The organism is Kitasatospora sp. NPDC059462, assembly GCF_042749955.1.
Classification (GTDB): Bacteria; Actinomycetota; Actinomycetes; order Streptomycetales; family Streptomycetaceae; genus Kitasatospora.
Genome location: NZ_JBHYUU010000001.1, coordinates 155,170 through 179,900, shown reverse-complemented (window position 1 = coordinate 179,900; position 24,731 = coordinate 155,170). Strand labels below are relative to the sequence as shown.

At 73.7% G+C, this 24,731-nt stretch carries 22 protein-coding genes; 17 read left to right on the top strand and 5 right to left on the bottom strand.

Annotated elements, in window-relative coordinates; all coding sequences use genetic code 11:
* Positions 1–595 precede the first annotated feature (595 nt).
* From ACFXAM_RS00730 to ACFXAM_RS00705, 6 genes are all read left to right on the top strand, one after another.
* Entirely contained in the window at positions 596–859 is a 264-nt protein-coding gene (locus ACFXAM_RS00730) for a hypothetical protein (protein ID WP_380286764.1), read from the top strand.
* Positions 840–1,358, top strand: a complete 519-nt coding sequence (locus ACFXAM_RS00725) for a DUF6879 family protein (protein WP_380286763.1) — start codon at positions 840–842, stop codon at positions 1,356–1,358. The genes ACFXAM_RS00730 and ACFXAM_RS00725 overlap by 20 nt, the downstream gene beginning before the upstream one ends.
* A 6-nt stretch (positions 1,359–1,364) precedes the next feature.
* Positions 1,365–2,213 (top strand): helix-turn-helix domain-containing protein, encoded by an 849-nt coding sequence (locus tag ACFXAM_RS00720; RefSeq protein WP_380286762.1) that lies wholly within the window; start codon positions 1,365–1,367, stop codon positions 2,211–2,213.
* Between the two features lie 285 nt (positions 2,214–2,498).
* On the top strand, positions 2,499–2,732 hold the full coding sequence (locus ACFXAM_RS00715; RefSeq protein WP_380286761.1) for a DUF397 domain-containing protein: 234 nt from the start codon (positions 2,499–2,501) through the stop codon (positions 2,730–2,732).
* An 80-nt stretch (positions 2,733–2,812) separates the two neighbouring features.
* On the top strand, positions 2,813–3,301 hold the full coding sequence (locus tag ACFXAM_RS00710) for a hypothetical protein (RefSeq protein ID WP_380286760.1): 489 nt from the start codon (positions 2,813–2,815) through the stop codon (positions 3,299–3,301).
* 72 nt (positions 3,302–3,373) lie between these two features.
* The gene (locus ACFXAM_RS00705; protein WP_380286759.1) at positions 3,374–3,859 is read left to right on the top strand and encodes a DUF6879 family protein; all 486 of its coding nucleotides are present in this window, start codon (positions 3,374–3,376) and stop codon (positions 3,857–3,859) included.
* Positions 3,860–3,865: 6 nt separating this feature from the next.
* Here ACFXAM_RS00705 and ACFXAM_RS00700 read toward each other — a convergent pair whose 3' ends face one another.
* Positions 3,866–6,145, bottom strand: coding sequence for an FdhF/YdeP family oxidoreductase (locus ACFXAM_RS00700; protein ID WP_380286758.1), 2,280 nt, complete (start codon positions 6,143–6,145; stop codon positions 3,866–3,868).
* A 186-nt stretch (positions 6,146–6,331) separates the two neighbouring features.
* Between ACFXAM_RS00700 and ACFXAM_RS00695 the strand changes: the two genes are divergently transcribed.
* Positions 6,332–8,101 (top strand): protein kinase, encoded by a 1,770-nt coding sequence (locus ACFXAM_RS00695; protein WP_380286756.1) that lies wholly within the window; start codon positions 6,332–6,334, stop codon positions 8,099–8,101.
* Between the two features lie 55 nt (positions 8,102–8,156).
* Here ACFXAM_RS00695 and ACFXAM_RS00690 read toward each other — a convergent pair whose 3' ends face one another.
* Positions 8,157–10,079 carry an FAD/NAD(P)-binding protein gene (locus ACFXAM_RS00690; protein ID WP_380286755.1) on the bottom strand — a complete coding sequence of 641 codons (1,923 nt, stop codon included), beginning with the start codon at positions 10,077–10,079 and terminating at the stop codon, positions 8,157–8,159.
* Positions 10,076–11,095, bottom strand: a complete 1,020-nt coding sequence (locus tag ACFXAM_RS00685) for an amino acid ABC transporter permease (RefSeq protein ID WP_380286754.1) — start codon at positions 11,093–11,095, stop codon at positions 10,076–10,078. Before ACFXAM_RS00685 ends, ACFXAM_RS00690 begins: the two co-directional genes overlap by 4 nt.
* A gap of 675 nt (positions 11,096–11,770) precedes the next feature.
* Here ACFXAM_RS00685 and ACFXAM_RS00680 point away from each other — a divergent pair.
* From ACFXAM_RS00680 to ACFXAM_RS00650, 7 genes are all read left to right on the top strand, one after another.
* Positions 11,771–12,940 (top strand): LLM class flavin-dependent oxidoreductase, encoded by a 1,170-nt coding sequence (locus ACFXAM_RS00680; protein WP_380286753.1) that lies wholly within the window; start codon positions 11,771–11,773, stop codon positions 12,938–12,940.
* Entirely contained in the window at positions 12,937–13,434 is a 498-nt protein-coding gene (locus ACFXAM_RS00675) for a GNAT family N-acetyltransferase (RefSeq protein WP_380286752.1), read from the top strand. The genes ACFXAM_RS00680 and ACFXAM_RS00675 overlap by 4 nt, the downstream gene beginning before the upstream one ends.
* A 25-nt stretch (positions 13,435–13,459) precedes the next feature.
* Entirely contained in the window at positions 13,460–14,410 is a 951-nt protein-coding gene (locus ACFXAM_RS00670; RefSeq protein WP_380286750.1) for an ABC transporter substrate-binding protein, read from the top strand.
* A 52-nt stretch (positions 14,411–14,462) separates the two neighbouring features.
* Positions 14,463–15,491 carry an amino acid ABC transporter permease gene (locus tag ACFXAM_RS00665; protein WP_380286749.1) on the top strand — a complete coding sequence of 343 codons (1,029 nt, stop codon included), beginning with the start codon at positions 14,463–14,465 and terminating at the stop codon, positions 15,489–15,491.
* Between the two features lie 56 nt (positions 15,492–15,547).
* Positions 15,548–16,300, top strand: a complete 753-nt coding sequence (locus tag ACFXAM_RS00660; RefSeq protein WP_380286774.1) for an amino acid ABC transporter ATP-binding protein — start codon at positions 15,548–15,550, stop codon at positions 16,298–16,300.
* Between the two features lie 57 nt (positions 16,301–16,357).
* Positions 16,358–17,338 carry an ABC transporter substrate-binding protein gene (locus tag ACFXAM_RS00655; RefSeq protein WP_380286748.1) on the top strand — a complete coding sequence of 327 codons (981 nt, stop codon included), beginning with the start codon at positions 16,358–16,360 and terminating at the stop codon, positions 17,336–17,338.
* A 108-nt stretch (positions 17,339–17,446) separates the two neighbouring features.
* On the top strand, positions 17,447–18,637 hold the full coding sequence (locus ACFXAM_RS00650; RefSeq protein WP_380286747.1) for a serine/threonine-protein kinase: 1,191 nt from the start codon (positions 17,447–17,449) through the stop codon (positions 18,635–18,637).
* Here the strand turns inward: ACFXAM_RS00650 and ACFXAM_RS00645 are convergent.
* Together ACFXAM_RS00645 and ACFXAM_RS00640 are read right to left on the bottom strand one after the other, a co-directional pair.
* Positions 18,593–19,294: an MBL fold metallo-hydrolase gene (locus tag ACFXAM_RS00645; RefSeq protein WP_380286746.1), complete on the bottom strand. Its 702-nt coding sequence runs from the start codon at positions 19,292–19,294 to the stop codon at positions 18,593–18,595. The genes ACFXAM_RS00650 and ACFXAM_RS00645 overlap by 45 nt on opposite strands.
* Before the next feature lie 55 nt (positions 19,295–19,349).
* Positions 19,350–20,105: a TetR/AcrR family transcriptional regulator gene (locus tag ACFXAM_RS00640; protein WP_380286745.1), complete on the bottom strand. Its 756-nt coding sequence runs from the start codon at positions 20,103–20,105 to the stop codon at positions 19,350–19,352.
* A gap of 227 nt (positions 20,106–20,332) precedes the next feature.
* On the opposite strand from ACFXAM_RS00640, the gene ACFXAM_RS00635 reads away from it, so the two are divergent.
* From ACFXAM_RS00635 to ACFXAM_RS00625, 3 genes are all read left to right on the top strand, one after another.
* Positions 20,333–21,052 (top strand): rhomboid-like protein, encoded by a 720-nt coding sequence (locus ACFXAM_RS00635; RefSeq protein ID WP_380286744.1) that lies wholly within the window; start codon positions 20,333–20,335, stop codon positions 21,050–21,052.
* Positions 21,053–21,115: 63 nt separating this feature from the next.
* Positions 21,116–22,840, top strand: coding sequence for a DUF885 domain-containing protein (locus tag ACFXAM_RS00630; RefSeq protein ID WP_380286743.1), 1,725 nt, complete (start codon positions 21,116–21,118; stop codon positions 22,838–22,840).
* Between the two features lie 213 nt (positions 22,841–23,053).
* The gene (locus ACFXAM_RS00625; RefSeq protein WP_380286742.1) at positions 23,054–24,637 is read left to right on the top strand and encodes an MFS transporter; all 1,584 of its coding nucleotides are present in this window, start codon (positions 23,054–23,056) and stop codon (positions 24,635–24,637) included.
* The last annotated feature ends 94 nt before the right edge of the window (positions 24,638–24,731 follow it).

Here is a 24,731-nt window from a genome sequence, read left to right as displayed (position 1 = left end):
GTGCTACCGGGGGGGCCTCTTGTCCCCGGCCTACCACAGCCCGGGAATGGGAAGTCGTCGAGGCCGACTTCTCACTCCCGGGTGCACTGCGGCAGCTGCTTCCGGTGGACCCGTGCGCCCTGTGAGGGTCACTGAACACCACCCGAGCCGCGCCGCCGGAGTAGGAAGTCGGCCCGTCCGACTTCCTACTCCGAGGTTCGGCGGGTCGGCCGACGACTTCAGGGTCTGGCTGGGGAGTAGGAAATCGACGGCACCGACTTCCTACTCCGGTGGCCCCTTGCTGCCTGCACGGGGCCACCGGAGCCGTGCTGTGCTGCTGGGAGTGGGAAGTCGGACCGGCCGACTTCCTGCTCCGGGTGGTCAGTGGGGCATGCGGCGGGGTTTGTGGTTGTGGGGGTTGGTTTCGGGGCTGAAGTGGCGGGCCTGGTGGGCGATCCGCGATAGCTGCTCACGGTGGCCCCTTGCGTGCGCAAGGGGCCACCGAAACCCCTCTCCCCGCCCCTCGTTGTCTGCTCTGGCACGGCGCTTGCGCAGATCGCTCGGCAGGGCGACAGTGGTGCAACCGAGCGCAATCGGATCGACACAGGGAGAGGTCATGAGGTTGCGTTTCCTGGGGATCATCCCGAACACTCCCGTTGACGACTCGCCGACGATCTGGCTGGACCAGGACACGGGGGATTTGCTGATCCAGTCCTACAAGGCCACGGACGACGAGGTGAAGGCGTGCCAGGAGATCGGATCGGTCCCTGGTCACAGCACCGATGTTCCGAGCCACGAGACGATCATCCGGCTTCCGGCCGTGATGCTCGACTGCATCCCCCGACCTGAAAGTGGAAACGGTGAAGTTCCCCGTTCGTGAGGGCTTGGCCGGGGCTCGGAGCTCCGCCGTCCATCTGGAGATGCGTGACAGCTACACGCCCGGTGATCCCGAGTTCGCTCGCTGGCGCGCCGGTCACCGCTACGGCAACGATCCTGCCAGGCTGCCCGACTGGTGGGGGCCCTGGGCCGATCTGGTGGGCGAGACCACTCGGCGGGGTGTGGTCGTGCGGCGGGCGCGGATCGTGTCGGAGCCGGTGACGGACTACATCAGATATGAGCACGACCTCACGTTCGCCAACATCGCCGCAGGTGAACTGGTTCGCTGGTTGCCCCGCCGGAGGGCTGCCGACATCGCGCTGCCGGGAACGGACCTGTGGATGTTCGACGGTTCGGTCGTGCTGTTCACGTACTTCTCCGGAGCCGGGGAGGTCGTGGACAGGGAACTGCGAACGGACCCGGACGTCGTGGATCTGGTCAACTCCGCTTTCGAGGCCGTGTGGGAGCGGGCGACACCGCACGAGGACTACACGCCGGCCTGACCCATCATGTCCGCATCGGGATCGTCGCACGTCCAGGCCGCCCGGAAGGTCCTTGCCGACCGCCTCCGTGAGATGTGCAGGGACGCCGGGCTGGACGGCAGGCAGCTCGCATCGCTGTGCGGCTGGCATCCGTCCAAGGTGTCCCGGATCTCCACGGCCAAGACCTCCCCGTCCGCCGAGGACCTGCTTGCCTGGTGCCGCGCGTGCGGCAAGGAGGACCAGGCGGCGGACCTGGTGGCCTCCCTCCGTGCCGTCGAGGGCATGTGGGTGGAGTGGCGCCGCATGGAGCGCGCGGGCTTGCGCAGGGCGCAGGAGGCCGTTCTGCCACTGTTCGAGCGGACCTACTGGTTCCGGGCCTACTCCTCATGGCTCGTGCCCGGACTCCTCCAGACGCATGGCTACACCGAGGATGTGTTGCGCGCCGTCCAGCGGCGGCGGGTCCCGCTCGACGACGTGGCCGATGCGGTGGCTGTACGCATGGAACGGCAGCGTGTTCTGCACGACGGCCGGCGGCGCTTCGCGTTCCTGATCGAGGAGTCCGTCCTGAGCAACGGACTCGGTGACGCCGACACCCAGGCGGAGCAGCTTGAGCGGTTGATCACGGCAGGCGCGCTGCCGAACGTCAGCGTCGGGATCGTGCCTTCCCGGCTGAACCGCACCCGGATGCCGGTCGAGGGGTTCTGGATCTTCGACAGCGCCCAAGTGAACGTGGAACTCGTGTCCGGGCACCTCACACTGACCCAGCCCAGCGAGGTCGCGATGTACGCAGACACCTTCGCCACGCTGGGGGACGCGGCGGTCTACGGCTCGAAAGCCCGTGCGCTGATCACGGCCGCCATTGATGCTCTCGGGTGAAGTCGTGCAATCCCGCAGAATCCGATGGATCCCAACTCTTCGCCGTTCCTATCGTGTTGTCGTCGGTTCCGGCGACACCGAGGGAGCGGCCGGCTTGGCGACTCGTGCCAAAGCCCGCAGTACCAGGACCTGCGAGGACAACCGAAGCCCGTCCCCGCCGAGAGCGCGCCGGCCGACTCGGACCCGGAGCGACGTGACTCCCGCCCCGGCCGTCGGGATCCGGCCGGGGCGGGTGAACCCCCGTGCGGGGACGGCTTCTCCGCAGCGTCGAAGAGGAGGACAGCCATGAGCGACCTGTACGGGATCGAGGTTCCGGGCGGGGTGACCGCGTACCGGGCGTGCGGGGGCAACCAGCAGTCGGAGCACGAGACCTGCGCGACCCTGCGGGAGGTGCCCGGCGTCGTGGGCGGGCTGTGGGTGATGGGCGACACCAAGCGTCCGGGTGTGGAGCTGCGGTTCAGCACGGCCGAGCTGGCGGCGGCGGGGATCGACCCGGCGCGGTTCGACACGGCTGTCTGACCCACCACACCCGAATGAACCGGCCCCGCCCCCACGCCAATTGGGGGCGGGACCGACCCATCCACCAAGGGTAGGCGCGTATGGATCACTGGCACAGGCCCGCACTTCACTGGCACTGCTACGCCTGGGTGGGCGGCAAGCGGCCCGAGGACGTCGAACGGCGGCCGCCCGAACTGCGCAACGGTGGGCGGCCGGTCTGGAACAGCCCCGTTCCTCCCCTGGAGATCGTGCACTGGCTCGCCAAGTCGGCCGACCGGATCAGCCTCACCACCGCCGAACCGGCCGAGACCCTGGACTGGCTCGGCAAGCAGCTCGCCGACGCCCCTGGCCTGGAGGGCGACCTCCCCGCAGCACTCCGGCTCGATCACGCCCGTGCCTTCCTCGCCGGCTATCCCCACGACGTGGTGTGGACGTACTGGACCCCCGGGCAGCAACTGCGCTCCGTCGCCGCCGTCTCCTGCCCCCGCACCCACAACCCCACCTCGGAGCCGCCCCCGCCCTGTCCGGTGGGGTGGGCGGGGGGCGATGGGGGCGGTGGGGGCGGGCGGCGGGGGCCGGGTGGGGGTTGACCCGGGGTGGGGGTGGGCGGGATGGTGCGGAGGGCGGGCGTTCGTGTGCGTGGTCCTTCGGGGAGGCTGGGCGTGTCGACCTCACCCTTTGTGCCCGGTGATCGGTTCTCGGGGTTCGGGCGGGAGGCGTTCCGGCTGGAGGTTCTGGGCGAGTGCGGCTCGACGTGGCCGGAGGAGTACCGGACGGGCGCCTGGTCCAGGGTCGTGATGGCGGCCCGCCGGGCCGGGAAGCGCATGTACCGGGTCCATGTGCTGACCCGCCCGCTCAGTGCCTGCGTCGAGGAGGACCTCACGTGGGGGCGGGTCCGGCACGTGCCGGCCGGCGAGGAGTACTACGTCCTGGACGTCACCGAGCAGGAGAACCCCGTCCCGCAGGCGCCGGACTTCTGGCTGTTCGACGACGAGACCGTGGCGGTACCGCGCTACGGCGACGACGGGGAGTACCTCGGCGTCGGCTTCCCCGACGCCGGCGAAGTGGCCCGGTTCAGGGCGTACCGGGACGCCGCGACGGCCCGGGCCGTGCCGTTCGAGGAGTGGTGGGCGACGTACCGCACGTAGGACGGGTCAGGCGCCGCTGTCGGGCTCGAAGCGGATGACGACGGCCTTGGAGGTGGGGGTGTTGCTGATGTCGGCGGTGGAGTCCAGCGGGACCAGCACGTTGGTCTCGGGGTAGTACGCGGCCGCGCCGCCGCGGGCGACCGGGTAGTGGACGACGCGGAAGTGCGGGGCGCGGCGCTCCACGCCGTCCGTCCACTCGCTGACGAGGTCGACGTACTGGCCGTCGGCGATCCCCAGCTCGATGGCGTCCGCCGGGTCGACCAGGACGACCCGGCGCCCGCCCTTGATGCCCCGGTAGCGGTCGTCCAGGCCGTAGACGGTGGTGTTGTACTGGTCGTGCGAGCGCAGCGTCTGCAGCAGCAGGCGGCCCTTCGGCACCTCGGGCGCCGTCAGCGGGTTGACCGTGAAGTTGGCCCGGCCGGTGGCGGTGGGGAAGGTGCGGGAGTCGCGCGGGCCGTGCGGGAGGGTGAAGCCGCCGGGGCGGCGGACCTTGTCGTTGAAGTTCTCGAAGCCGGGGACGACCCGGGCGATCCGGTCGCGCAGGGTGTCGTAGTCGGCGGCGAAGTCCTCCCACGGCACGGTGTCCCCGGGCCCGAGGACGGCGCGGGCGAGGCGGCAGACGATGGCCGTCTCGGAGAGCAGGCCGGGGGCCGGCGGGCGCAGGCCGCCGCGCGAGGAGTGGACCTGGCCCATCGAGTCCTCGACGGTGACGAACTGGGCGCCGCGGGCGGTGACGTCCCGGTCGGTGCGGCCGAGGGTGGGCAGGATCAGGGCGCGGGCGCCGGTGATCACGTGCGAGCGGTTGAGCTTGGTGGAGACGTGCACGGTGAGCCGGCAGCGGCGCATCGCGGCCTCGGTGACCTCGGTGTCCGGGGTGGCGGCGACGAAGTTGCCGCCCATCGCGAAGAAGACGCCGATCCGGCCGTCGCGCATGGCGCGGATGGTGTCGACCGAGTCCAGGCCGTGTTCGCGCGGCGGTTCGAAGGAGAACTCCCGGCCGAGCGCGTCCAGGAAGGCGGTGGTGGGGCGTTCGAAGATGCCCATCGTCCGGTCGCCCTGGACGTTGCTGTGCCCGCGCACCGGGCAGACGCCCGCGCCCGGGCGGCCCACGTTGCCGCGCAGCAGCAGGAAGTTGACCACCTCGCGGATGGTCGGCACGGCGTGCTTGTGCTGGGTGAGGCCCATCGCCCAGCAGACGATGACCTTCTCGGAGTCGAGGACGCGGCGGGCCAGCTCCTCGATCTGCGACCAGGGCAGCCCGGTGGCGGCGAGCACCTCCTCGCGGGAGGTCGACCGGGCCTCGGCGGCGAACTCCTCGAAGCCGTGGCAGTGCTCCTCGACGAAGGCGTGGTCGACCGCGTCCTCCTCCAGCAGCAGCTGGTTGAGCGCGCGGAACAGGGCGAGGTCGCCGCCGAGCCGGATCTGCAGGAACAGGTCGGTCAGCTTGGTGCCGTGGCCGACCAGGCCGCGGGCCTGCTGCGGGTTCTTGAACCGTTCCAGCCCGGCCTCGGGCAGCGGGTTGACGCTGACGATGGTCGCGCCGGCGCGCTTGGCCCGCTCCAGGGCGGAGAGCATCCGGGGGTGGTTGGTGCCCGGGTTCTGGCCCGCGACGATGATCAGATCGGCCTGGTAGAGGTCCTTGAGGCTGACACTGCCCTTGCCGACGCCGAGCGTCTCGGTGAGCGCCGAGCCGGAGGACTCGTGGCACATGTTGGAGCAGTCCGGCAGGTTGTTGGTGCCCAGCCGGCGGGCGAACAGCTGGTAGGCGAACGCGGCCTCGTTGCTGGTCCGGCCCGAGGTGTAGAAGGCGGCGCCGTCCGGGGTGTCCAGGGCGCGCAGCTCCTCGGCGATCAGCGCGAAGGCGTCGTCCCAGGAGACGGGGGTGTAGTGGGTGGCGCCCTCGTCGAGGAACATCGGCTGGGTGAGCCGGCCCTGCTGGCCGAGCCAGTAGCCGGAGCGCTCGGCGAGCTCGGCGACCGGGTGGGCGGCGAAGAACTCGGCGCGGATCCGGCGCTCGGTGGCCTCCTCGGCGACGGCCTTGGCGCCGTTCTCGCAGAACTCGGCGGTGTGCGTCTTCCCCGGCTCCGGCCAGGCGCAGCCGGGGCAGTCGAAACCGTCCGGCTGGTTGACCTTGAGCAGGGTGCTGATCGTGCGGCGGGCGCTCATCTGCTCGGTGGCCATCCGCAGGCTGTGGCCGACGGCGGGCAGCCCGGCGGCCGAGTGCTGGCGCGCGGACACCTCGGGGGCGTCCTGCGCCGGGTCGCTCTGCGGGGCCTGCTTGGCCATGACTGCGCTCCTCGGCTGGTGCGGGGGCCGCCGTCTCGTCGCGGCGCCTGCTGCCATCCTCGCACCCGCGGGGCCGGGAGCGGCAGGGGAGGAAAGGGGGAGGGCGGGGAGGAACGGGGGAGGGCGGACGGCGGGCCGGCGCGGATAGAGTGCGGATGCTGCGACAGGGCCGGGGGTGGGCGGGTGATGGTCGGAGACGTGCTCGACGGGCGGTACCAGCTGATCGAGCGGCTGGGCCAGGGCGGGTTCGGCGTGGTGTGGCGGGCCTTCGACACCCGGATGCGGCGGCCGGTGGCGGTCAAGGTCATCAACCACCACGGCGAGGACCAGCAGAAGGCGGCGCTGCGGTTCGTCCGGGAGGCCTGCGCGGCCGGTAACCTCTCCCACCCGCACATCGTCACCGTGCACGACCTCGGCGAGGCCGAGCTGGCCGGCCGGCGGGTGACGTACCTGGTGATGGAGCTGCTGATCGGCCGCACCCTGACCGCCGTGCTCCGCGACGGCCCGGCGGACCCGGTGCTGAGCCTGCGCTGGGGGCGGCAGATCTGCTCCGCGCTGGCCGCCGCGCACGACGCGGGGATGGTCCACCGGGACATCAAGCCCGAGAACATCATGGTCACCGACGCGGGCGTGGTGAAGGTGCTGGACTTCGGCATCGCGCAGCTCGACATCGGGGCGGGCGGGCTGACCACCACCGGCACGGTCATCGGCAGCCCGGCGTACATGGCGCCGGAGCGCTGGACCGGGGGCCGGGTGGACGGGCGGGCGGACCTCTACGCGTTCGGCTGCGTGCTGGTCGAGCTCTGCACCGGGGCGCGGCCGTTCGGCGGGGACTCGACGCCGGTGCTGATGTACCAGCACCTGAACGAGGCGCCGCCGGCGCTGGACTGGGCGTCGACGGGGCTGCCGCCGGAGCTGGCGGGGCTGGTCACGGAGCTGCTGGCGAAGGACCCGGGGGAGCGGCCGGCGGACGCCCGGACGGTGGAGCGGCGGCTGGCGGCGCTGGAGGCGGGCCGGCCGGCCGGGGCGGTGGGGACGCCGGCCGGGCCGGTGGGGACGGTGCTGCCTGCGCCGGCCGCTCCTCCGGTGACCGCGCCGCCGCCCCCTCCGCTCCCGCCGGCTCCGGCAGCAGCCCCGTCCCCGCAGCCCCAGCCCCCGTCGCAGGAGGAGGTGCGGGCCGCGCTGCACGAGCGCCGCAACGCCGCCTTCCGGGCGGCGACGGCCGGCGAGTCCGCCGTCCAGCTCCAGGCGGTGGCCCAGGAGGCCGTGGCCGCGCTCGGCGCCGGCGACCGCCAGACCCTCAACGCCTGGCGCGACTTCACCTGGTTCCTGAGCCGCGCCGGGGACCTCGGCGGCGCGATCAGGCTGCTCTCCACGGTCGCCGAGGACATGGGGCTCGCCCTCGGCCGGACCGACCCGGACACCCTCGCCGCCCGCTACCACCTGGTGTGGTGCATCGGGGAGAGCGGCGAGACGGTCAGCGCGCTGCGCCGGCTCGGCCAGCTGCTCCCGGACCTGCACGCGACCTGGGGCGCCCACGACCCGCGCGTGCTCAAGGCACGCCACGACCTGGCGGTGTACACGGCCAACCGGGGCGACCTGGACGGCGCGGTGCTCCAGCTGCGCACCCTGCTGCCGGACCTCGCCCGCACCCTCGGCGAGCAGCACCCGGCCACCCTCCAGGCCTGGCAGGACCTCGCCGGCTACCAGCAGCGGCTGGCCGCGGCCCCGGCCGGGCGCGCCCGGCCCGGCCGGCGGCCGCAGATGCACCCGGGGGAGGCGCTGCTGCTGATCCACCGCCTGCTGGCCTGGGACTTCGCCTCGGACCAGGAGGCCAACGCGTGCCTGACGGCGCTGGAGCGCGGCACCGGGATCAAGCAGGTCGGCGACTGGATCCTCTCCGCGCCGGACCACGTCACGGCCGAGGACCTGGTGGAGGAGATCTACGGCCCGTGACGGGCCCGCCGCACCCGGGCACCCCGCCCGGACGCCGCGCCCGGCGGCCCGGCGCTCACGCCGGCACCGCCGAGTCGGCGCGGGCGAGGGCGCACAGGAGGGCCCGGGCGGCGGCGTCGTTCTGGCGGAAGCCGGGCGAGTCGGTGCGCGGGCGGGCGAAGGCGGCGGCCGCGCGCAGGCTGGTGTGCGGGCCGAGGGCGGTGCGGCGGGGGTGCGCGTCACCGTCGAGGGCCGGGTCGAGCACCCGGCTGTCCCCGGGGCGGATGGTGAGCAGGCCCGAGCGGTGGGTGTACTCCGGGTCGGTGACGACCTCCTCGGTGATCCGCCCGGTGCGGTGCAGGTCGCGCAGCAGCGGGTCACGGGTGCGCGCCAGCGCGTGCTTGGGCAGGTACGCCTCGACCAGCGCGGTGGCCGTGACGCTGTGGCCGGGCACGGTGGCGCCCCGGGCCCGCCAGGTGCCGCCGGCCTCGTCGCGCTCGACCCGGATGCCGGCGCCGAGGAAGCGGACCACCCCGGCCTCGGAGAGCGCGAGCAGCTGGCGCAGCCGGAAGCCGGGCGGCCCGGAGGCGAGGTAGCTGAAGTAGCCGAAGAACCACTCGTCGACCTCCTCGGCCACCGAGCGGGCGGTGAGCCGGCCGGAGCCGAGCAGCCGGGGCAGCTGGCCGAAGAGCGAGAGCAGGGCGAGGAAGGCGCCGAGGTCGGCGCTGTGGGCGGGGTCGGCGCGGCGGTCGGCGTCCTCGGTGATGTAGCGGCGCAGGTGCTGCTGGAGCTCCTCGGCGGAGCCGAGTTCGAGGCCGGCGAGCGGGAAGTCGAGGCGTTCGAGGTCGAGCCGGTCGGCCGGGTCGGGGACGGCCCGTTCGACCAGGGCGTGCAGCTCCGGGGACGCCCAGGGGAGGGCGTCGTAGCCGGCCAGGAACTCCGCCCAGGGCAGGGCGGTGCGTGCGGGGTGGGCGTGGAACAGCTCGTGGTAGTGCCCGAAGCCGATGTCCTTGGCCATCAGCGGCCAGGCGTCGCGGCGCAGTTCGAGAGGCCCGGGGCGGTCGAGGAGGGCGTCGACGGCGGCGGCGTCGAAGTGGCGGGGGAGCGGCGGGCGCGGGCCCTGGAGGCGGTAGTCGGTCTTGGAGTGGTAGGGCACGCCGCGCCGGGAGCCGACGTGCAGCACGGGCTCGCGGCCGGAGGGGCGGTAGACCAGGCCGCCCGCGCCGTCCGGCTCGAAGCGGCCGCCGCGGCCCTCGGTGAGCAGGGAGACCAGGTCGACGAAGGCGAGCCCGAAACCGCGCAGCACGGTGTGCTCGCCGGGGGCGATGCGGTCGAGTTCGGCGGTCGCGTCGGCGGAGTAGGCGGGCGGGACGTGGACGCGGCCGTGCCGGTCGGCGAAGGCGGTGTCGGCGGCGTACCGGGGGTCGGGGGCGGAGTCGAGGTGCCCCAGGGTGAGCACGACGTGGTCCGCGGTGAGCACCCGGTCGGTGAGGTGGACCCGCTGCGGCCCGTCGGCCGGGCCCTCGACGCGGTGCGCGGTGTCCCGGTGGACGGTGACCGTGACGTGCGGCGGAAGGTCGGCGACGGCGCGCCGGAACACCCAGTCCAGGTAGGCGCTCTGGGCCCGCCGGGTGGGGAAGTCGGTGGGCGCGAGGGTGCGCAGCTCGTCCCGGACGTCCGGGTCGGCGATCTCCCGGTACGGGGCGAACTCCTCGACCGCGGCGGCCCATTCGGCCAGCGAGGGGCCGGGGCGCACCGGTCCGTCGATGGTGGAGCGCTCGTCGGTGAACATCGTGACGTCCTCGGCCATCGAGTTCATCCGCAGCAGCGGGGACTGCTCGTGGCGCCAGATCCGGCCCCCGCCGGGCGGGTGCGGGTCGACCAGGTGGATGTGCAGCGGCCGGTCGGCGGGCAGCAGTTCGGGCGCGTTGGCGGCGATCCGCTCCAGGACGCCGGTGCCGCGCGGCCCGGCGCCGACGATGACCAGGACGGCGCTCACCGGCCGGCCTCCCCGGGGAGGCCGGTGGGCGCGGACGCGGCGGCGCGCAGCCGCCGGTACCCGGCGCGGGCCTTCTGCAGCGGGGTGGGCGGCAGCCCCTCGCGGGTGGCGCCCTTCGCGTAGTGCCGCTCCACGTAGTACTGCCCGACGGACAGCACGGTGGTGATCACGATGTACCAGATGGTGGCGACCATCAGCATCGGGATGACCTGGTAGGACTGCAGGTAGACCAGCTGGACCGAGTAGAGCAGGTCGGAGACGGCCAGCACGCTGATGATGCTGGTCCCCTTGAGCGCGCTGATCAGCATGTTGCCGGCGGTCGGCACGATCGAGCGCATCGCCTGCGGGACGACGATCCGGCGCAGCACCCGCCACCGGCCGAGGCCGAGCGCGGAGGCGGCCTCCAGCTGGCCGCGGTCGACGGAGAGGATGCCGCCGCGCACCACCTCGGCGGCGTACGCGCCCTCCAGCAGGGTCAGGCCGACGACGGCGGTGAGGGTCGGGCCGAACAGGTTGACGGTGCGGACGGTGAGGAACTCCGGGCCGAACGGGATGCCGAGGCCGAGGGTGGGGTAGAGGGCGCCGATGTTGAAGAAGAGCAGCAGCTGCACCAGCGCCGGGGTGGAGCGGAAGATCCAGATGTAGACCCAGCTGAGCGTGCGCAGCACCGGGTTGGCGGACAGCCGCATGGTGGCGAGGACGGTGCCGAGCAGGAAGCCGAGGCCGAGGGTGACGGCGGTCAGCCAGAGGGTCAGGGTCAGGCCGTTCAGCACGGAGGTGGCGGTGAACCAGTCGGCGACCACGTCCCACTGGAACGCCCGGTTGCGGGCCAGCGAGTTGACCACCATCGCGAAGACCAGCAGGGCGACGGCGGCGGAGACCCACTGGCCGGGGCGGCGGCGGGGGACGATCCGGGCGGTGGCGGCCGCGGCGTCGGGCGCGGCCGCGGACGGCGGGGCGGCGGACCCGGTGAGGGGGCGGGCGGGGGCGGGCAGGACGTCCGGCGGGGTGGCCATGCTCGGGCTCCAGGCGGGAGGGCGGAGGTGCGCGCACGCGGGGAGGCGCGCGGGCGCACGGGGCGGGGTACGGCGTGGTCACGTACGGCCGTTGCGGCCGGCCCGCGTCCCTCAACACGGCCGGCGGTGCACTGCACTCCGGCCGCGATCGTACGCGTGAGCGAGCGGCGGGTGTCAAGGGCGGGAAGCCCGGTCCGGGCCGGGTCCCGGAAGGCTTCGCGGGGCGACAGGAGATCGCAACACGGCGGCAATGGAGGGTGGTTGACGCCGTGCGCGGTTCGCTGCTCAACTTGAGGCCATGTACGCCGAGCAGCCCCTGGTCACCCGCGACCACATCGACTTCGGTCGGGTGTGGTCCGCGGCGTGTCGCGGCTGACCCGGCAGCGGGCCGTCCGTCCGGCCCCGTCCTCCCTCGCGGGGACCTCCCTCGGTGCCCCGTCCCGGGCCGGGAGAGCCGTCACGTCCTGACGGCTCGTCGGTCGCGCGCTGCCGCCGCCCCTCCTCCCCTCCTCACCGCGCTGTGCTCCGGCAGTTCCCCCGTCCGCCCGCGGGCCGTCACGTGCCCGCCGCCGCCCTCCCCGCACCACGGCCCGGCCCGCCGCACCGCCAGGGCTTCCTCCGGCCTGCCCACCCGCAGCCCACCGGACTGCGCACGACCCGAAAGGCTCCGCCACCATGCCCGTCGAATTCCTCGGCATCGCCGCCACCGCCGACGGTACCGAGACCACCGCGCGCACCACCGCCGCGTTCGACCGCGACTACACGCTGCGGCTGGCCCGCGCCCACGAGGACCACGGCTGGGACCGCGTGCTGTTCGCCTACGGCTCCGGCGCCCCCGACCCGGCGCCCGCCGCCGCGTTCGTCGCCGCCCGCCTCGACACCCTGCAGATCCTGCTCGCCCACCGCCCGAACGTCTCGTACCCGACCTTCGCCGCGAAGACCTTCGCCACCCTGGACCGGATCAGCGAGGGCCGGCTCACCGTCCACTTCATCACCGGCGGCAACGACCACGAGCAGCAGCGCGAGGGCGACTTCCTCACCAAGGACGAGCGGTACGACCGGACCAGGGAGTACATCGGGATCGTCAAGAAGGCCTGGACCAGCCGGGAGCCCTTCGACCACGAGGGCACGCACTACCGCTTCCGGGACTTCGTCTCCGACGTCTTCCCCGTGCAGCAGCCGCGCCCCGGGGTCTCCTTCGGCGGCTCCTCGGCGGCGGCCTACGCGGCCGGCGGCGCCGAGGCGGACGTCTACTGCCTCTGGGGCGAGCCGCTGGCCCGCACCGCCGAGCAGATCGAGCGGGTGAAGGAGGCGGCCCGGGCCGCCGGGCGCAGCGACCTGCCGCGGATCCAGGTGGCGTTCCGGCCGATCATCGCGCCGACCGAGGAGCTGGCCTGGGAAAAGGCGCACCGGACGGTGGCCGCGATCCGGGCGCGCCGGGAGGGCGGCGAGCTGATCCGCCGCGGCCGCCCGGCCGGGGCCGCGGCCCCCGAGAACACCGGCTCCCAGCGCCTGCTGGAGATCGCCGAGGCGGGCGAGCGCTACGACCGGGCGCTGTGGACGCCGACCGCCGCCGCCACCGGCGGGGCGGGCAACTCCAACGCGCTGGTCGGCACCCCGGAGACGGTCGCCCAGGCGCTGCTCGACTACTACGACCTGGGCGTGGACATCCTCTCCGCGCGCGGCTACCACCTGGTCGACGACGCCGTCGACTTCGGCCGGTACGTGATCCCGATCGTCCGCGAGGAGGTCGCCAAGCGGGACGCCGCCAAGGCGGCCGCCGAGGCCGGGCGGGCCGAGCGCGCCGAGCACGACCGGCATCAGCTGATCGCGGTCCAGGCGTGACGGGCGCGAGCGGTGCGACGGCGCTCGGCTTCGAGGTCCGCCGGGTGCACATCGACGACCCGCTCGCCGAGCCGCTGGTGCGCGAGCTGACCGAGGAGTACGTCCGCCGCTACGGCCCCGAGGCGCACGAGGAGATGACCCGCTACCCGGCGGACAGCTGGGCCGAACAGCACGGCGGCGTCCTGCTGCTCCTGCTGGAGGGCGGTGCGCCGGTGGCCGGCGGCGCGTACAAGCGCCTCGACGCCGGGACGGCCGAGGTCAAGCGGATGTGGACGCACTCGGCGCACCGCCGCCGGGGCCTGGCCACCCGGGTGCTGGCCGAGCTGGAGCGGGCCGCCGCCGCGGCGGGCTACCGCCGGCTCTACCTCACCACCGGCCCGCGCCAGCCCGAGGCCCGCGGGCTCTACCTGGCCAACGGCTACACCCCGCTGTTCGACGTCTCCGCGGACCCGCTGACCATCGGCCCGCTGCCGTTCGAGAAGCACCTCCACTGACCCACCCCGAAAGGCACCCGTACCCGTGAGAACCACCACCGTCCGCCGCCGCCTGCTCGCGGCCACCGCCCTGCTGCCGGTCCTGGCGCTGGCCGCGTGCGGTTCGGACCCGAAGCCGGTGGCCGCGGCGGGCCCGGGGCAGCAGGCCGTCTCCGCCGCCGCCGAGGACCTCGTCTCCGGTCTGAAGAAGTCGGACACCGCCGCCGCGCTGCTGCCCGCCGACGTCCGGACCGCCGGGACGGTCAAGTTCGGCGTCTCGATCGGCACCCCGCCCTCCGCCTTCTACTCCGACCAGGCCACCAAGAAGGCCGCCGGCCTGGACATCGACTTCGCCGATGCGGTGGCCAAGGTGCTCGGCCTGACCGTGCAGCGCGAGGAGGCGGCGTTCGAGACCATCCTGCCCGCGCTCGGCAGCGGCAAGTACGACGTCGGCACCGGCAACTTCGGGGTCACCGAGGCCCGGCTGAAGACGATCGACTTCGTCACCTACATCGACGACGGCCAGGGCTTCGCGGTCAAGAAGGACAACACCTCGATCCAGCCGGTCACCGATCTGGTCCAGCTCTGCGGGCTGACCATCGGCACCGGCGCCGGCACCACCTTCGAGACCACGCTCAACGCGAAGAAGAGCGTCTGCGCCGACGCCGGCAAGAAGCCCTACGAGGTGAAGGCGTTCAGCGACAACGGCGCCCGGCTGACCAGCCTCCAGCAGGGCCGGGTGGACATCGTCATGTCGACCATCAACGGCCTGCGCTACGAGGCGGCCCAGGAGGCCGCGGGCACCCGCTTCCTCGGCGAGTTCCACCGCCTCGACGTCGGCTTCGCGTTCAAGAAGGGCTCCCTGCTCACCCCGGCGTTCCAGGCGGCCGTCAACGAGCTGATCAAGGACGGGACGTACGAGCGGATCCTCCGCAAGTGGGGGGTGACGGACTCGGCCGTGGAGGAGTCCCGGATCAGCCCTCCCGAGCACAAGTGACCGTCCGCGCATCCGCGACCCCCTGTCCAGGGCCCCTTGGGAGGAGTCCCCCATGAGCACCGTCACCGGCACCACCGAACCCCTCGCGAAACCCGGCGGCAGACCCGCACCCGCCGCGGCCGCCGGCCCGGGCGCCCCGCTCGACCTCGGCGAGCTGGCCGGGCTGCGCACCGTCCGCGCCCGGCACCCGTGGCGCTGGGCGGCCGGCCTCGCCACCCTCGTCGTGCTGGCCCAGTTCGCCCACGGCCTGGCCACCAACCCCGGCTGGGACTGGGCCACCTTCCGGCTGTTCTTCTCCGCCGACACCATCCTGCGGGCGGTCGGGCGGACCGTCGAACTCACCCTCTACGGCACCGTGCTGGGCTTCGCGCTGGGCGCCGTGGTGGCCGCGATGCGGCTGTCGCGCAGTGCCGTCCTGCGGTCCGTCGCCTGGGCCTACGTCTGGGTGTTCCGCTCGATCCCGCTGATCGTCCAGCTGGTCTTCTGGTTCAACCTCTCCTACCTCTACCGGCGGTTCGGCTTCGGCATCCCGTTCGGGCCGACCTTCGGGGAGTTCGAGACGGTCGGCGTGATGGGCGCGCTCGGCGCGGCGGTGATCGGCCTCGGGCTGCACCAGGCCGCGTTCGCCGCCGAGATCATCCGCGGCGGCGTGATCGCCGTCGACCCCGGCCAGCGCGAGGCCGCCACCGCGCTCGGCGTGCCGCGCTGGCGGCAGGCCTGGCGGATCGTCCTGCCGCAGGCCATGCGGGGCATCCTGCCGGCCGCCGCCAACGAGGTGATCTCGCTGTTCAAGGGCACCTCGATGGTCTATGTGATGGCCATCGGCGAGCTCTTCTACCAGGTGCAGGTGGTGTACGGCCGCACCGGCCGGGTGGTGCCGATGCTGATGGTCGCCACCGTCTGGTACGTGCTGCTCACCACCGTGCTGTCGATCGGCCAGTACTACGTCGAGCGCTACTTCGCCCGCGGCGCCGACCGCACGCCGCCGCCCACCCCGCTCCAGCGGGCCCGGACGTTCGTCCGGGGCCTGCGCGCCCGCACCGCCACCGCCGCCACCACCGCAACCGGAGGACGCTCGTGACCACCCTCGTCGAGGAAACCGCCGGCGAGCGGGCCGAGGTGCCCGCGCCGGCGCCCATGGTGCAGGTGCGCGGCCTGTGGAAGAGCTTCGGGGCGAACGCGGTGCTGCGCGGCGTCGACCTCGACGTGCCGGCCGGCTCGGTGACCGTGGTGCTCGGGCCGTCCGGCTCCGGGAAGTCCACCCTGCTGCGCTCGATCAACCACCTGGAGAAGGTGGACCGGGGCTTCGTCGCGATCGACGGCGAGCTGATCGGCTACCGCCGCTCCGGGGACCGGCTGCACGAGCTCAAGGAGCGCGAGGTCCTGCGGCAGCGGACCAACATCGGCTTCGTCTTCCAGAACTTCAACCTCTTCCCGCACCTGACCGTGCTGGAGAACCTCACCGAGGCCCCGGTCAGCGCCCTGCGCCGGCCGAAGGCCGAGGCCCGGGCCCGGGCGCTGGAGCTGCTCGAACGGGTGGGCCTGGCCGAGAAGGCGCAGGCCTACCCGCGCCAGCTCTCCGGCGGCCAGCAGCAGCGGGTGGCGATCGCCCGGGCGCTGGCGCTGGACCCGAAGGTGCTGCTGTTCGACGAGCCGACCTCGGCGCTCGACCCGGAGCTGGTCGGCGAGGTGCTGGACGTCGTCAAGGACCTCGCCCGCAGCGGCACCACGATGATCGTGGTCACCCATGAGATCGGCTTCGCCCGCGAGGTCGCCGACACCGTGGTCTTCATGGACGGCGGCGTCGTGGTCGAGCAGGGCCCGCCCCGGGCGGTCCTCGACGAACCGCAGCACGAGCGGACCCGGGCCTTCCTGGCCAAGGTCCTCTGACCCGCCGAACCCCTCACCGGCACCACCCCCCTCCCTCTCACCGGCAGGAGTACCGCCATGTCCCTACCCCGTCGCGCCCTCGTGACCGCCGCCGCGCTCGCCGCCGCCCTCACCCTGGCCGCCTGCGGCAGCTCCTCGGACGTCGCGGCGGACCTCGCCCCCGCGAAGGGCAGCACCGCGCCCAACGGCGCCACGGTGAACCTGACGCCCCAGCAGAACCGGGTCACCACGCCCAAGGTGGAGGCCATCGCGGCGCTGGTGCCGGAGGAGATCAGAAAGCGCGGCAAGCTGACCGTGGTCGATTCGCTGGGCACCACGCCGCCGCTGGACTTCTACGCCAACGACGACCGGACCATCATCGGGGTGGAGCCGGACCTCGCCTCGCTGATCGGCAACGTGCTCGGCCTGGAGATCGAGTTCAACCCGGTCTCCTGGGAGAACATCTTCGTCGGTCTGGACAGCGGCAAGTACGACGTCGGCCTCTCCAACATCACCGTCACCGAGGCCCGCAAGGAGAAGTACGACTTCGCCACCTACCGCCTGGACATCCTCGGCTTCGAGGCGAAGAAGGGCACCGGCTGGAAGGTCACCGGTCCCAAGGACATCGCGGGGCGGACCGTCGCCGTCAGCTCCGGCACCAACCAGGAGAAGCTGCTCGTCGCCTGGAACGAGGAGAACGTGCGCAACGGCCTCAAGCCGGCCGACATCAAGTACTTCCAGAGCTCCTCGGACTACTACCTGGCGCTCTCCTCCGGCCGGATCGACATCTACGTCGGCCCCAACCCGGTGACCGCCTTCCACGCCGTGCAGACCGGCGAGACCGAGGTGATCGGCACCTACTCGGGCGCCGGGGCCGCGGTGCTCGGCAAGATCGGCGCCACCACCAAGAAGGACAACGGCCTGGTCAAGGCGTTGAACGGGGCGATCAACGAGGTGATCGGCAACGGCACCTACGGGCAGGTGCTGAAGCGCTGGGGCCTGGACGCCGAGGCCGTGCAGACCTCGGAGATCAACCCGGTCGGCCTGCCGAAGACGTAGGCCCCGGACCGGGCCCCGGGTAGTTCACCCGAACGCCCCTGCCCGCCGCTACCCTGACCCGGTCAGGATGAACGCTGTTCGGTTCCGGCGGACTTGGTGGGGGAAGGCATGAAGGCGGGCGATGTCGTGGGCGGCCGCTACCGGCTGGAGCGGGAGCTCGGCCGGGGCGGGTTCGGCGTGGTCTGGGCCGCCCACGACGAGGTCATCGGGCGCGCGGTCGCGCTCAAGGTGCTCTCCGAGGAGAAGGCCGGGGACGAGGAGGCGGTCGGCCGGTTCATCCGCGAGGCCAAGACCGTCGGGGGCCTGTCCCATCCGCACATCGTCACCCTGTACGACTACGGGCGGGTGCAGGACGGCGCGCGCTGGACGCACTACCTGGTGATGGAGCTGGTCCGGGGCCGCCCGCTCTCCGCGCTGCTGGGCGCCGGGACCGGGCCGGAGCCGGCGGTCGCCCTGCGCTGGATGCGGCAGGTCTGCAAGGCGCTGGACTCCGCGCACCGCAGCGACGTGGTGCATCGGGACATCAAGCCCGAGAACATCATGATCACCGACACCGGTGAGGCCAAGGTGCTGGACTTCGGCATCGCCCGGCTGCTCTCCCAGCAGGGCGGCGGGCTCACCTCCACCGGCGTGGTCATCGGCACCCCGGCCTACCTGGCGCCCGAGTGCTGGTCCGGCGAGCACATCGACGGCCGGGCCGACCTCTACGCGCTCGGCGTGATCCTCTACCAGCTGTTCACCGGCCGCCGCCCGTTCAGCGCCACCACGCCGGTGAGCATGATGTACAAGCACGTCAACGAGCCGCCGCCGGCCCCCGGTTCGCCCTACCCGGCGCTGGACCGGCTGATCCTCCAGCTGCTCGCCAAGAACCCGGAGGACCGGCCCGCCGACGCCGCCGAGGTCCGCCTCCGGCTGCGCGAGCTCGGCCCCGACCCGGAGGCGCTGCGGCGGAAGGCCGACGACGCCTGGCGGCGCGGCGCGGCCGGCTCGCCCGAGCGGGCCGTCGAGCAGCTGGTCACGCTGATCCCGCAGTTCTCCCGGGCCTTCGGGCCGGCCGACCCGCGCACCCTGCGGACCTGCCACGACCTGGCGCTCTGGCTGGCCCGCTCGGGCCGGCCGCGGGCGGCCGTCGCCCTGCTGCGCGAGCTGCTGCCGGTGCTGGACGGCCACCCGCGGGCCCGCGAGGACGTCGGGCGCGACCTGGAGCGCTGGGAGCGCGAGAGCGCCGCCGCCGAGGCGGAGCAGGAGCCGCCGCTAGTGCTCGCCGAGCTGCTCGGCGGCCCGGCGCAGCACGGCTGAGCCGCCCTCGGCGAGCGGCTCGCCGTGGCCGAACAGCACGGTCTCGGCGTCCAGCGCGGCCAGCCGGTGGAAGGACTCCAGGGCCAGCGCCGGATCGGTGTTGAAGACGCCGGGCATGGTCCGGTGCCCGACGTTGGCGGCGAGGTCGCCGGTGAACAGCACCCCCGCGCGCGGCAGGTGCAGGGCGATCGACCCGTCGGTGTGGCCGGGCACGTGCACCACCACGGCGCCGCCGCCGAAGCCGAGCACCTCGCCGTCCGTGACCTCGCGGTCCACCCGGCACGGCGGGGCGGGCGGCAGCGCCGGCAGGGCGTCCCGCAGCTCCTGCTCGAACGGGCTCAGCGTGAACGGCTTCGGCGGCTGCTCGCCGCGGACCACCGGGGCCTCCAGCCGGTGGGCGGTCACCTCGGCGCCGTGACGCCGGGCGAGTTCGGCGGCCGAGCCGGCGTGGTCCTCGTGGTGGTGGGTGAGCACGATGCCGCGCAGCGCGGCGGGGTCGGCGCCGACGGCGCGGACCGCCTCCTCGATCGCGTCGGCCTGCCCGGCGATGCCGGTGTCGACGAGGGTGAGCGCGCCGTCCTCGTCGCGCCAGAGGTAGGCGGTGCCGAAGTCCAGGGTGATGACGGTCAGGTCGGGGCGTATGCGGATGAGCTCCATGGCCGGATCCTGTACCGCGGGGCGGCCGTCCACGCGCCTGTTCGCCCCGGGCTGATCAGCGGGACGGCCCGACGGGGTCCAGCGCCGCCCGCAGCCGCGCCGTGCGCGGTGAGTCCGGGCCCTCCAGTGCCAGCAGCGCGGTCAGCACCTCGGCGGTCTGCGGGTCGTGCAGCGCCGTCGCCGCCGCCATCGCCACGAACTGGTCCACCAGCCACTCGCGCAGCTCGTCCACCGGCAGCGCCCGGCCCTCGTCGAGCCAGCTCAGCGAGGCCCCCTCGACCACCGCGATCCACGAGCGCACCAGCAGCGTCAGCCGCGGCCCGGCCTGCCGCACCCCGAGGTGGCGCAGCGTCCGGCGCAGTGCCGCCCGCCGGACGTCGTCGACGATCGCCGAGGTGCGGGCCGTCTCGACCACCGACCCGCCGCGCAGCAGCGCCGAGTAGCCCGCGTCGTGCTCGGCGACGAAGGAGAAGTACCGCTCCAGCACGGCCGACAGCTGCTGGGTCGGGGTGCCGGCGGGCGGCACCGTGAAGCGGTCGGTGAGCTCCTCGGCCGCGCTGCGCAGCGCGGCCTCGTACAGCTGCTGCTTGCCGCCGGCGAAGTAGCGGTAGACCAGCGGCCGGGACGCCCCGGCGGCCTCCGCGACGTCGTCCAGCCCGACCTCCTCGGGCGGCCGGTGGGCGAACAGCTCCAGCGCCACCGCGATCAGCTGCTCGCGCCGCTGCTGCACCGGTAGCCGCCGGTACCCGGCGCGCCGCGGCCGGGCGGCCGGTTCGGGGGCGGGCGGGACGGACGCTGGGCTGGCTTCCATGGCGGTCAGCGTAACCGCCCCGGGCCGGATCGGAGCCGGGTCTGCACCGATCTTCCGAACGGGCGTTTGCGCCCGTCCGGGGCCCGGCCCGGCCGGCCGCGGGGCGGTCCGCCGGCCCGCCCCGGCGGGCCGTTCCACCCGGCCGGACGCCCGTGCCGGGAGGCGGCCCGCCGGGCCCCGCCCGAGGATGGGACGCACCACGCCGCCGCACCGAGGAGGCCCGCCGGATGGCGCAGACGCTGGAACGGCCGCCCCGGGCGCGCCGGCTGCGCGGGGTGCCGCGCGCGCTCCTGGCGTGGGTCCGCTCGGCGCCCGGCACCTACCTGTGGCTGCTCGTCCTGGCGGTCACCAGCTTCGTCGTGGCGCGGACGGACCCGCGCACCCTGGACTGGTTCCTGGCCGCCCGTTCGACCAATCTGGAGCACCTGCGCTCGCGCCCGGTGCACGCCCTGGTGGCCAGCGCGCTGTGGACGGAGACGTCGAGCTGGCCGCTGTACGCCGTGCTGTTCACGCTGGTCCACGCCAACGCCGAGCGCTGGCTGGGCACCGCCCGCTGGTTCACGGTGGCCGCCACCGCGCACGTGCTGGCGACCCTGGTGAGCGAGGGCGTGGTGGCCTGGGGGATCGTCCGCGGCACCCTGCAGCGCAGCATGGCCGACACGGTGGACGTCGGCGTCTCCTACGCGCTGGCCGGGGTGGCGGGGGTGCTCACCCACCGGTTCGCCGGCCGCTGGCGGTGGCTGTACGGCGGCGGGGTGGTGGTCTTCTACCTGGTGCCGTTGGTGTTCTCGCACACCTTCACGGACCTCGGGCACTTCACCGCCGCGCTGATCGGGCTCGCCTTCTTCCCGTTCGCTCGCGGACGGCCCCGCTGGGAACCGGGCCGGGCCCTGCGCCGTCGGCGGCAGTCCGGTCCACCCGGGCGGCCCCGTCCGGCCGGACGCTGATTGGCCGGTCCATGCCACCCGGTAGGGGCTTGCAAACCGCGCGGGCCACGCCATGATGTCGGAATGGTTGAACTGATCAGCTCCGACGGCACCACACCCCGCAGTGTCGCCGACGCCTATGTCCGGGACCTTGCCGAGCTCGACCCGCTGACCGCGGTGTACCTGGGCCTGAACCCCGAGGACGACCGCCTCCCCGATCTCTCCCCGGCCGGTGCCGAGGCGATCGCCGGACTCGGCCGCTCCGTCCTGGCCCGGCTCGACGAGGCCGAGGCGGCGCTCGACGCCGCCGAGGCGGCCGGTACCCCCCGGGACGAGGCCGAACGGCGCTGCGCCCGCCTGCTGCGCGAGCGGCTCACCGCCGAACTCGCCGTCCACGACGCGGGCGAGCGGTACCGGGCCGTCCACAACCTCGGCTCCCCGGTCCACAATCTCCGTGACGTCTTCACCCTGATGCCCACCGACACCGAGGAGCAGTGGCGGATCCTCGGCCGCCGCCTGGCCCGGGTGCCGCAGGCGCTCACCGGGTACCGCGCGACCCTCGCCGAGGGCATCGAGCGCGGTCTGCTCTCCGGCCCCCGCCAGGTCACCACGGTGACCGGCCAGCTCGGCGAATGGCTGGCCGGGGACGTTCCCGGCGGCTGGTTCGGCGGCCTCGTCCAGGAGGCCCCGGAGGCGCTGCGCGAGGAACTGGCCGGGCACGCCGTGGCCGCCGCCGAGGCGCTGGCCGCGCTGCGCGACTGGCTGCGCGACGTCTACGGGCCGGCCGCCGCCGGCGCCCCCGACACCGTCGGCCGCGAGCGCTACGGCCGCTGGGTGCGCTACTGGTCCGGTGCCGACCTCGACCTCGACGAGGCCTACGCCTGGGCCTGGGGGGAGTTCCACGACCTGCTCGCCCAGATGCGGGTCGAGGCCGACCGGGTGCGGCCCGGCGCCGAGCCGATGGAGGCGATGAAGTGGCTGGAGACCGACGGGCCCGCGCGGACCGGCGCCGAGGCCGCCCGTGAGTTCCTCCAGGGCCTGATGGACTCCGCGATCGCCGACCTCCAGGGCACCCACTTCGACCTGGCCGAGCCGATCACCCGGGTCGAGTCCCGGATCGCCCCGGCCGGCAGCGCCGCCGCGCCGTACTACACCGCCCCGTCGCTGGACTTCAGCCGCCCCGGCCGGACCTGGCTGCCGCTGCTGGGCCGGGAGCGCTTCCCCGAGTGGGACCTCGTCTCGACCTGGTACCACGAGGGCGTCCCCGGCCACCACCTGCAGCTCGCGCAGTGGAACTACGTCGCCGACCGGCTCTCCACCTACCAGGTGAGCCTGGGCGGGGTGAGCGCCAACCTGGAGGGCTGGGCGCTGTACGCCGAGCGCCTGATGGACGAGCTCGGCTACCTCACCGACCCCGGCCACCGGCTCGGCTACCTCAACGCGCAGATGATGCGGGCGCTGCGGGTGATCGTCGACATCGGCATGCACGCCGGCCTGGAGTTCCCGGCGGACTCGCCGTACCGCGCGGGGGAGCCGGTCACGCCGGAGGCCGCGCGGGAGTTCTTCGGCCTGTACTGCGGGCTGTCCGCCGACTTCCTGGACAGCGAGCTGGTCCGCTACCTGGGCCTGCCCGGCCAGGCGATCGGCTACAAGCTGGGCGAGCGGGCCTGGCTGCGCGGGCGCGCGGCGGCCCGGGCGGCGCACGAGGCGCGCGGCGAGGTGTTCGACCTCAAGGCCTGGCACATGGCGGCCCTGTCGCAGGGCTCGCTGGGCCTGGACGACCTGGTCGCGGAGCTGTCGGTGCTGTAGTCGCGGAGCTGTCGGCGCTGTAGCCGCGGACGAGCACGGCGCGAGGCCCCCGGGAACGGTCCCGGGGGCCTCCTGCCGTGGTCCCACGCCCCTGGTTCCCTGGTCCTGGTTCTACCGATTTGTACAGATTTTTCCTTGCCATTCGCCGCGCCGAGCGTTTGGCTGGAAGGCGACTGCGTGACCTCTCCGCACCCCTCCGGAAAGGCTCCCCCAGTGTCTGCCCAAGCCCAAGCCCCCACCGGTCATGCGGCGGCGGAGTCCCGCCGCTGGTGGGCCCTGGCGGTCATCGCCATCGCCCAGCTGATGATCGTCCTCGACATCACCATCGTGAACATCGCCCTCCCGTCGGCCCAGAAGGACCTCGGCATCTCGGACGCCGACCGGCAGTGGGTGATCACCGCCTACACGCTGGCCTTCGGCGGACTGCTGCTGCTCGGCGGCCGGCTCGGCGACCTCTTCGGCCGCAAACGCGTCTTCATCGTCGGCCTGCTCGGCTTCGCGCTCGCCTCCGCGATCGGCGGCGGCGCCAACGGACCCACCATGCTCTTCGCGGCCCGGGCCTTGCAGGGTGCCTTCGGAGCGCTGCTGGCCCCCTCCGCGCTGGGCCTGCTCTCCACGACCTTCTCCGATCCCAAGGAGCGGAGCACCGCCTTCGGGATCTTCGGCGCGATCGCGGGTGGCGGCGCCGCGATCGGCCTGCTGCTCGGCGGCGTGCTGACCGAGTACCTCGACTGGCGCTGGTGCCTGTTCGTCAACACCCCGATCGCGGTGGCGGCCGCCTTCGCGGCGTTCTCCGTGCTGGAGCGCGACCACATCGGCAAGGGCGCCCGGATCAGACTGGACCTGCCCGGCGCGCTGCTCGGCTGCGGCGGTCTGCTCGCGATCGTGTTCGGCATGTCCGAGGCGGTCACCCGGGGCTGGGGCGACGCCCTGGTGCTGGGCTCGCTGGCGCTCGGCGTGCTGCTGCTGGTGGTGTTCGTACTGGTCGAGAAGCGCACCCCGCACGCGCTGCTGCCGACGCACATCGTCGCCGACCGGAACCGGGGCGGCGGCGCCCTCTCGGTCGGCCTGGCGATGATCGGCATGTTCGGCCTGTTCCTGTTCCTGACCTACTACCTTCAGGTGATCAAGCACTTCTCGCCGATCATGTCCGGCGTCTCCTTCCTGCCGATGACCGCCGCCATCGTGATCAGCTCGACCGCCTTCGCGGCCCGGCTGATGACCAGGGTGCCGTCCCGCAACCTGATCGGCCCCGGACTGCTGCTGGCCGCCGCCGGCATGGCCTGGCTGACCCGGATGCATGTGGACAGCCCCTGGGCCGGCATGGTGCTGCCCGCCGAACTGCTGCTCGGCTTCGGCATGGGCCTGATCTTCATGCCGTCGATGAGCCTCGCCACCCTCGGCGTCGCCCCGAGCGAGGCGGGCGCGGCCTCGGCCACCATCAACTCGGCCCAGCAGGTCGGCGGCTCCTTCGGCACGGCGCTGCTGAACACCATCGCGGCCAGCGCCACCGCGAGCTGGCTGGCCGCCCGCGCCGCCGGTGCCGGCAACCCCGCCGTCCAGGCCGAGGGCGCGGTGCACGGCTACGTGGTCGCCACCTGGGTGGCGATGGGCATCCTGCTGCTGGCCGCGCTGATCGCGTTCCTGATGATCGACCACCGGCCGGCGCCGGGGGAGGCCGCCGGGGCCGCCGACGGCGCGGCACAGGCCGAGGCCGGCGCGGCCGGCGCGGTCGGCGCCCGGGCGCCGCAGACCCAGGCGCAGAGTCCGGCCCACCAGCGCCAGCGCGCCCGATGAAGCCCGCGGCGCCCGCGTGCCACCCGACCTCCCACGGCCGCGGCGGCGCCGTCCGGGCCCCGCGGCAGGGCGGCGACCGGCTGAATTCTCATCG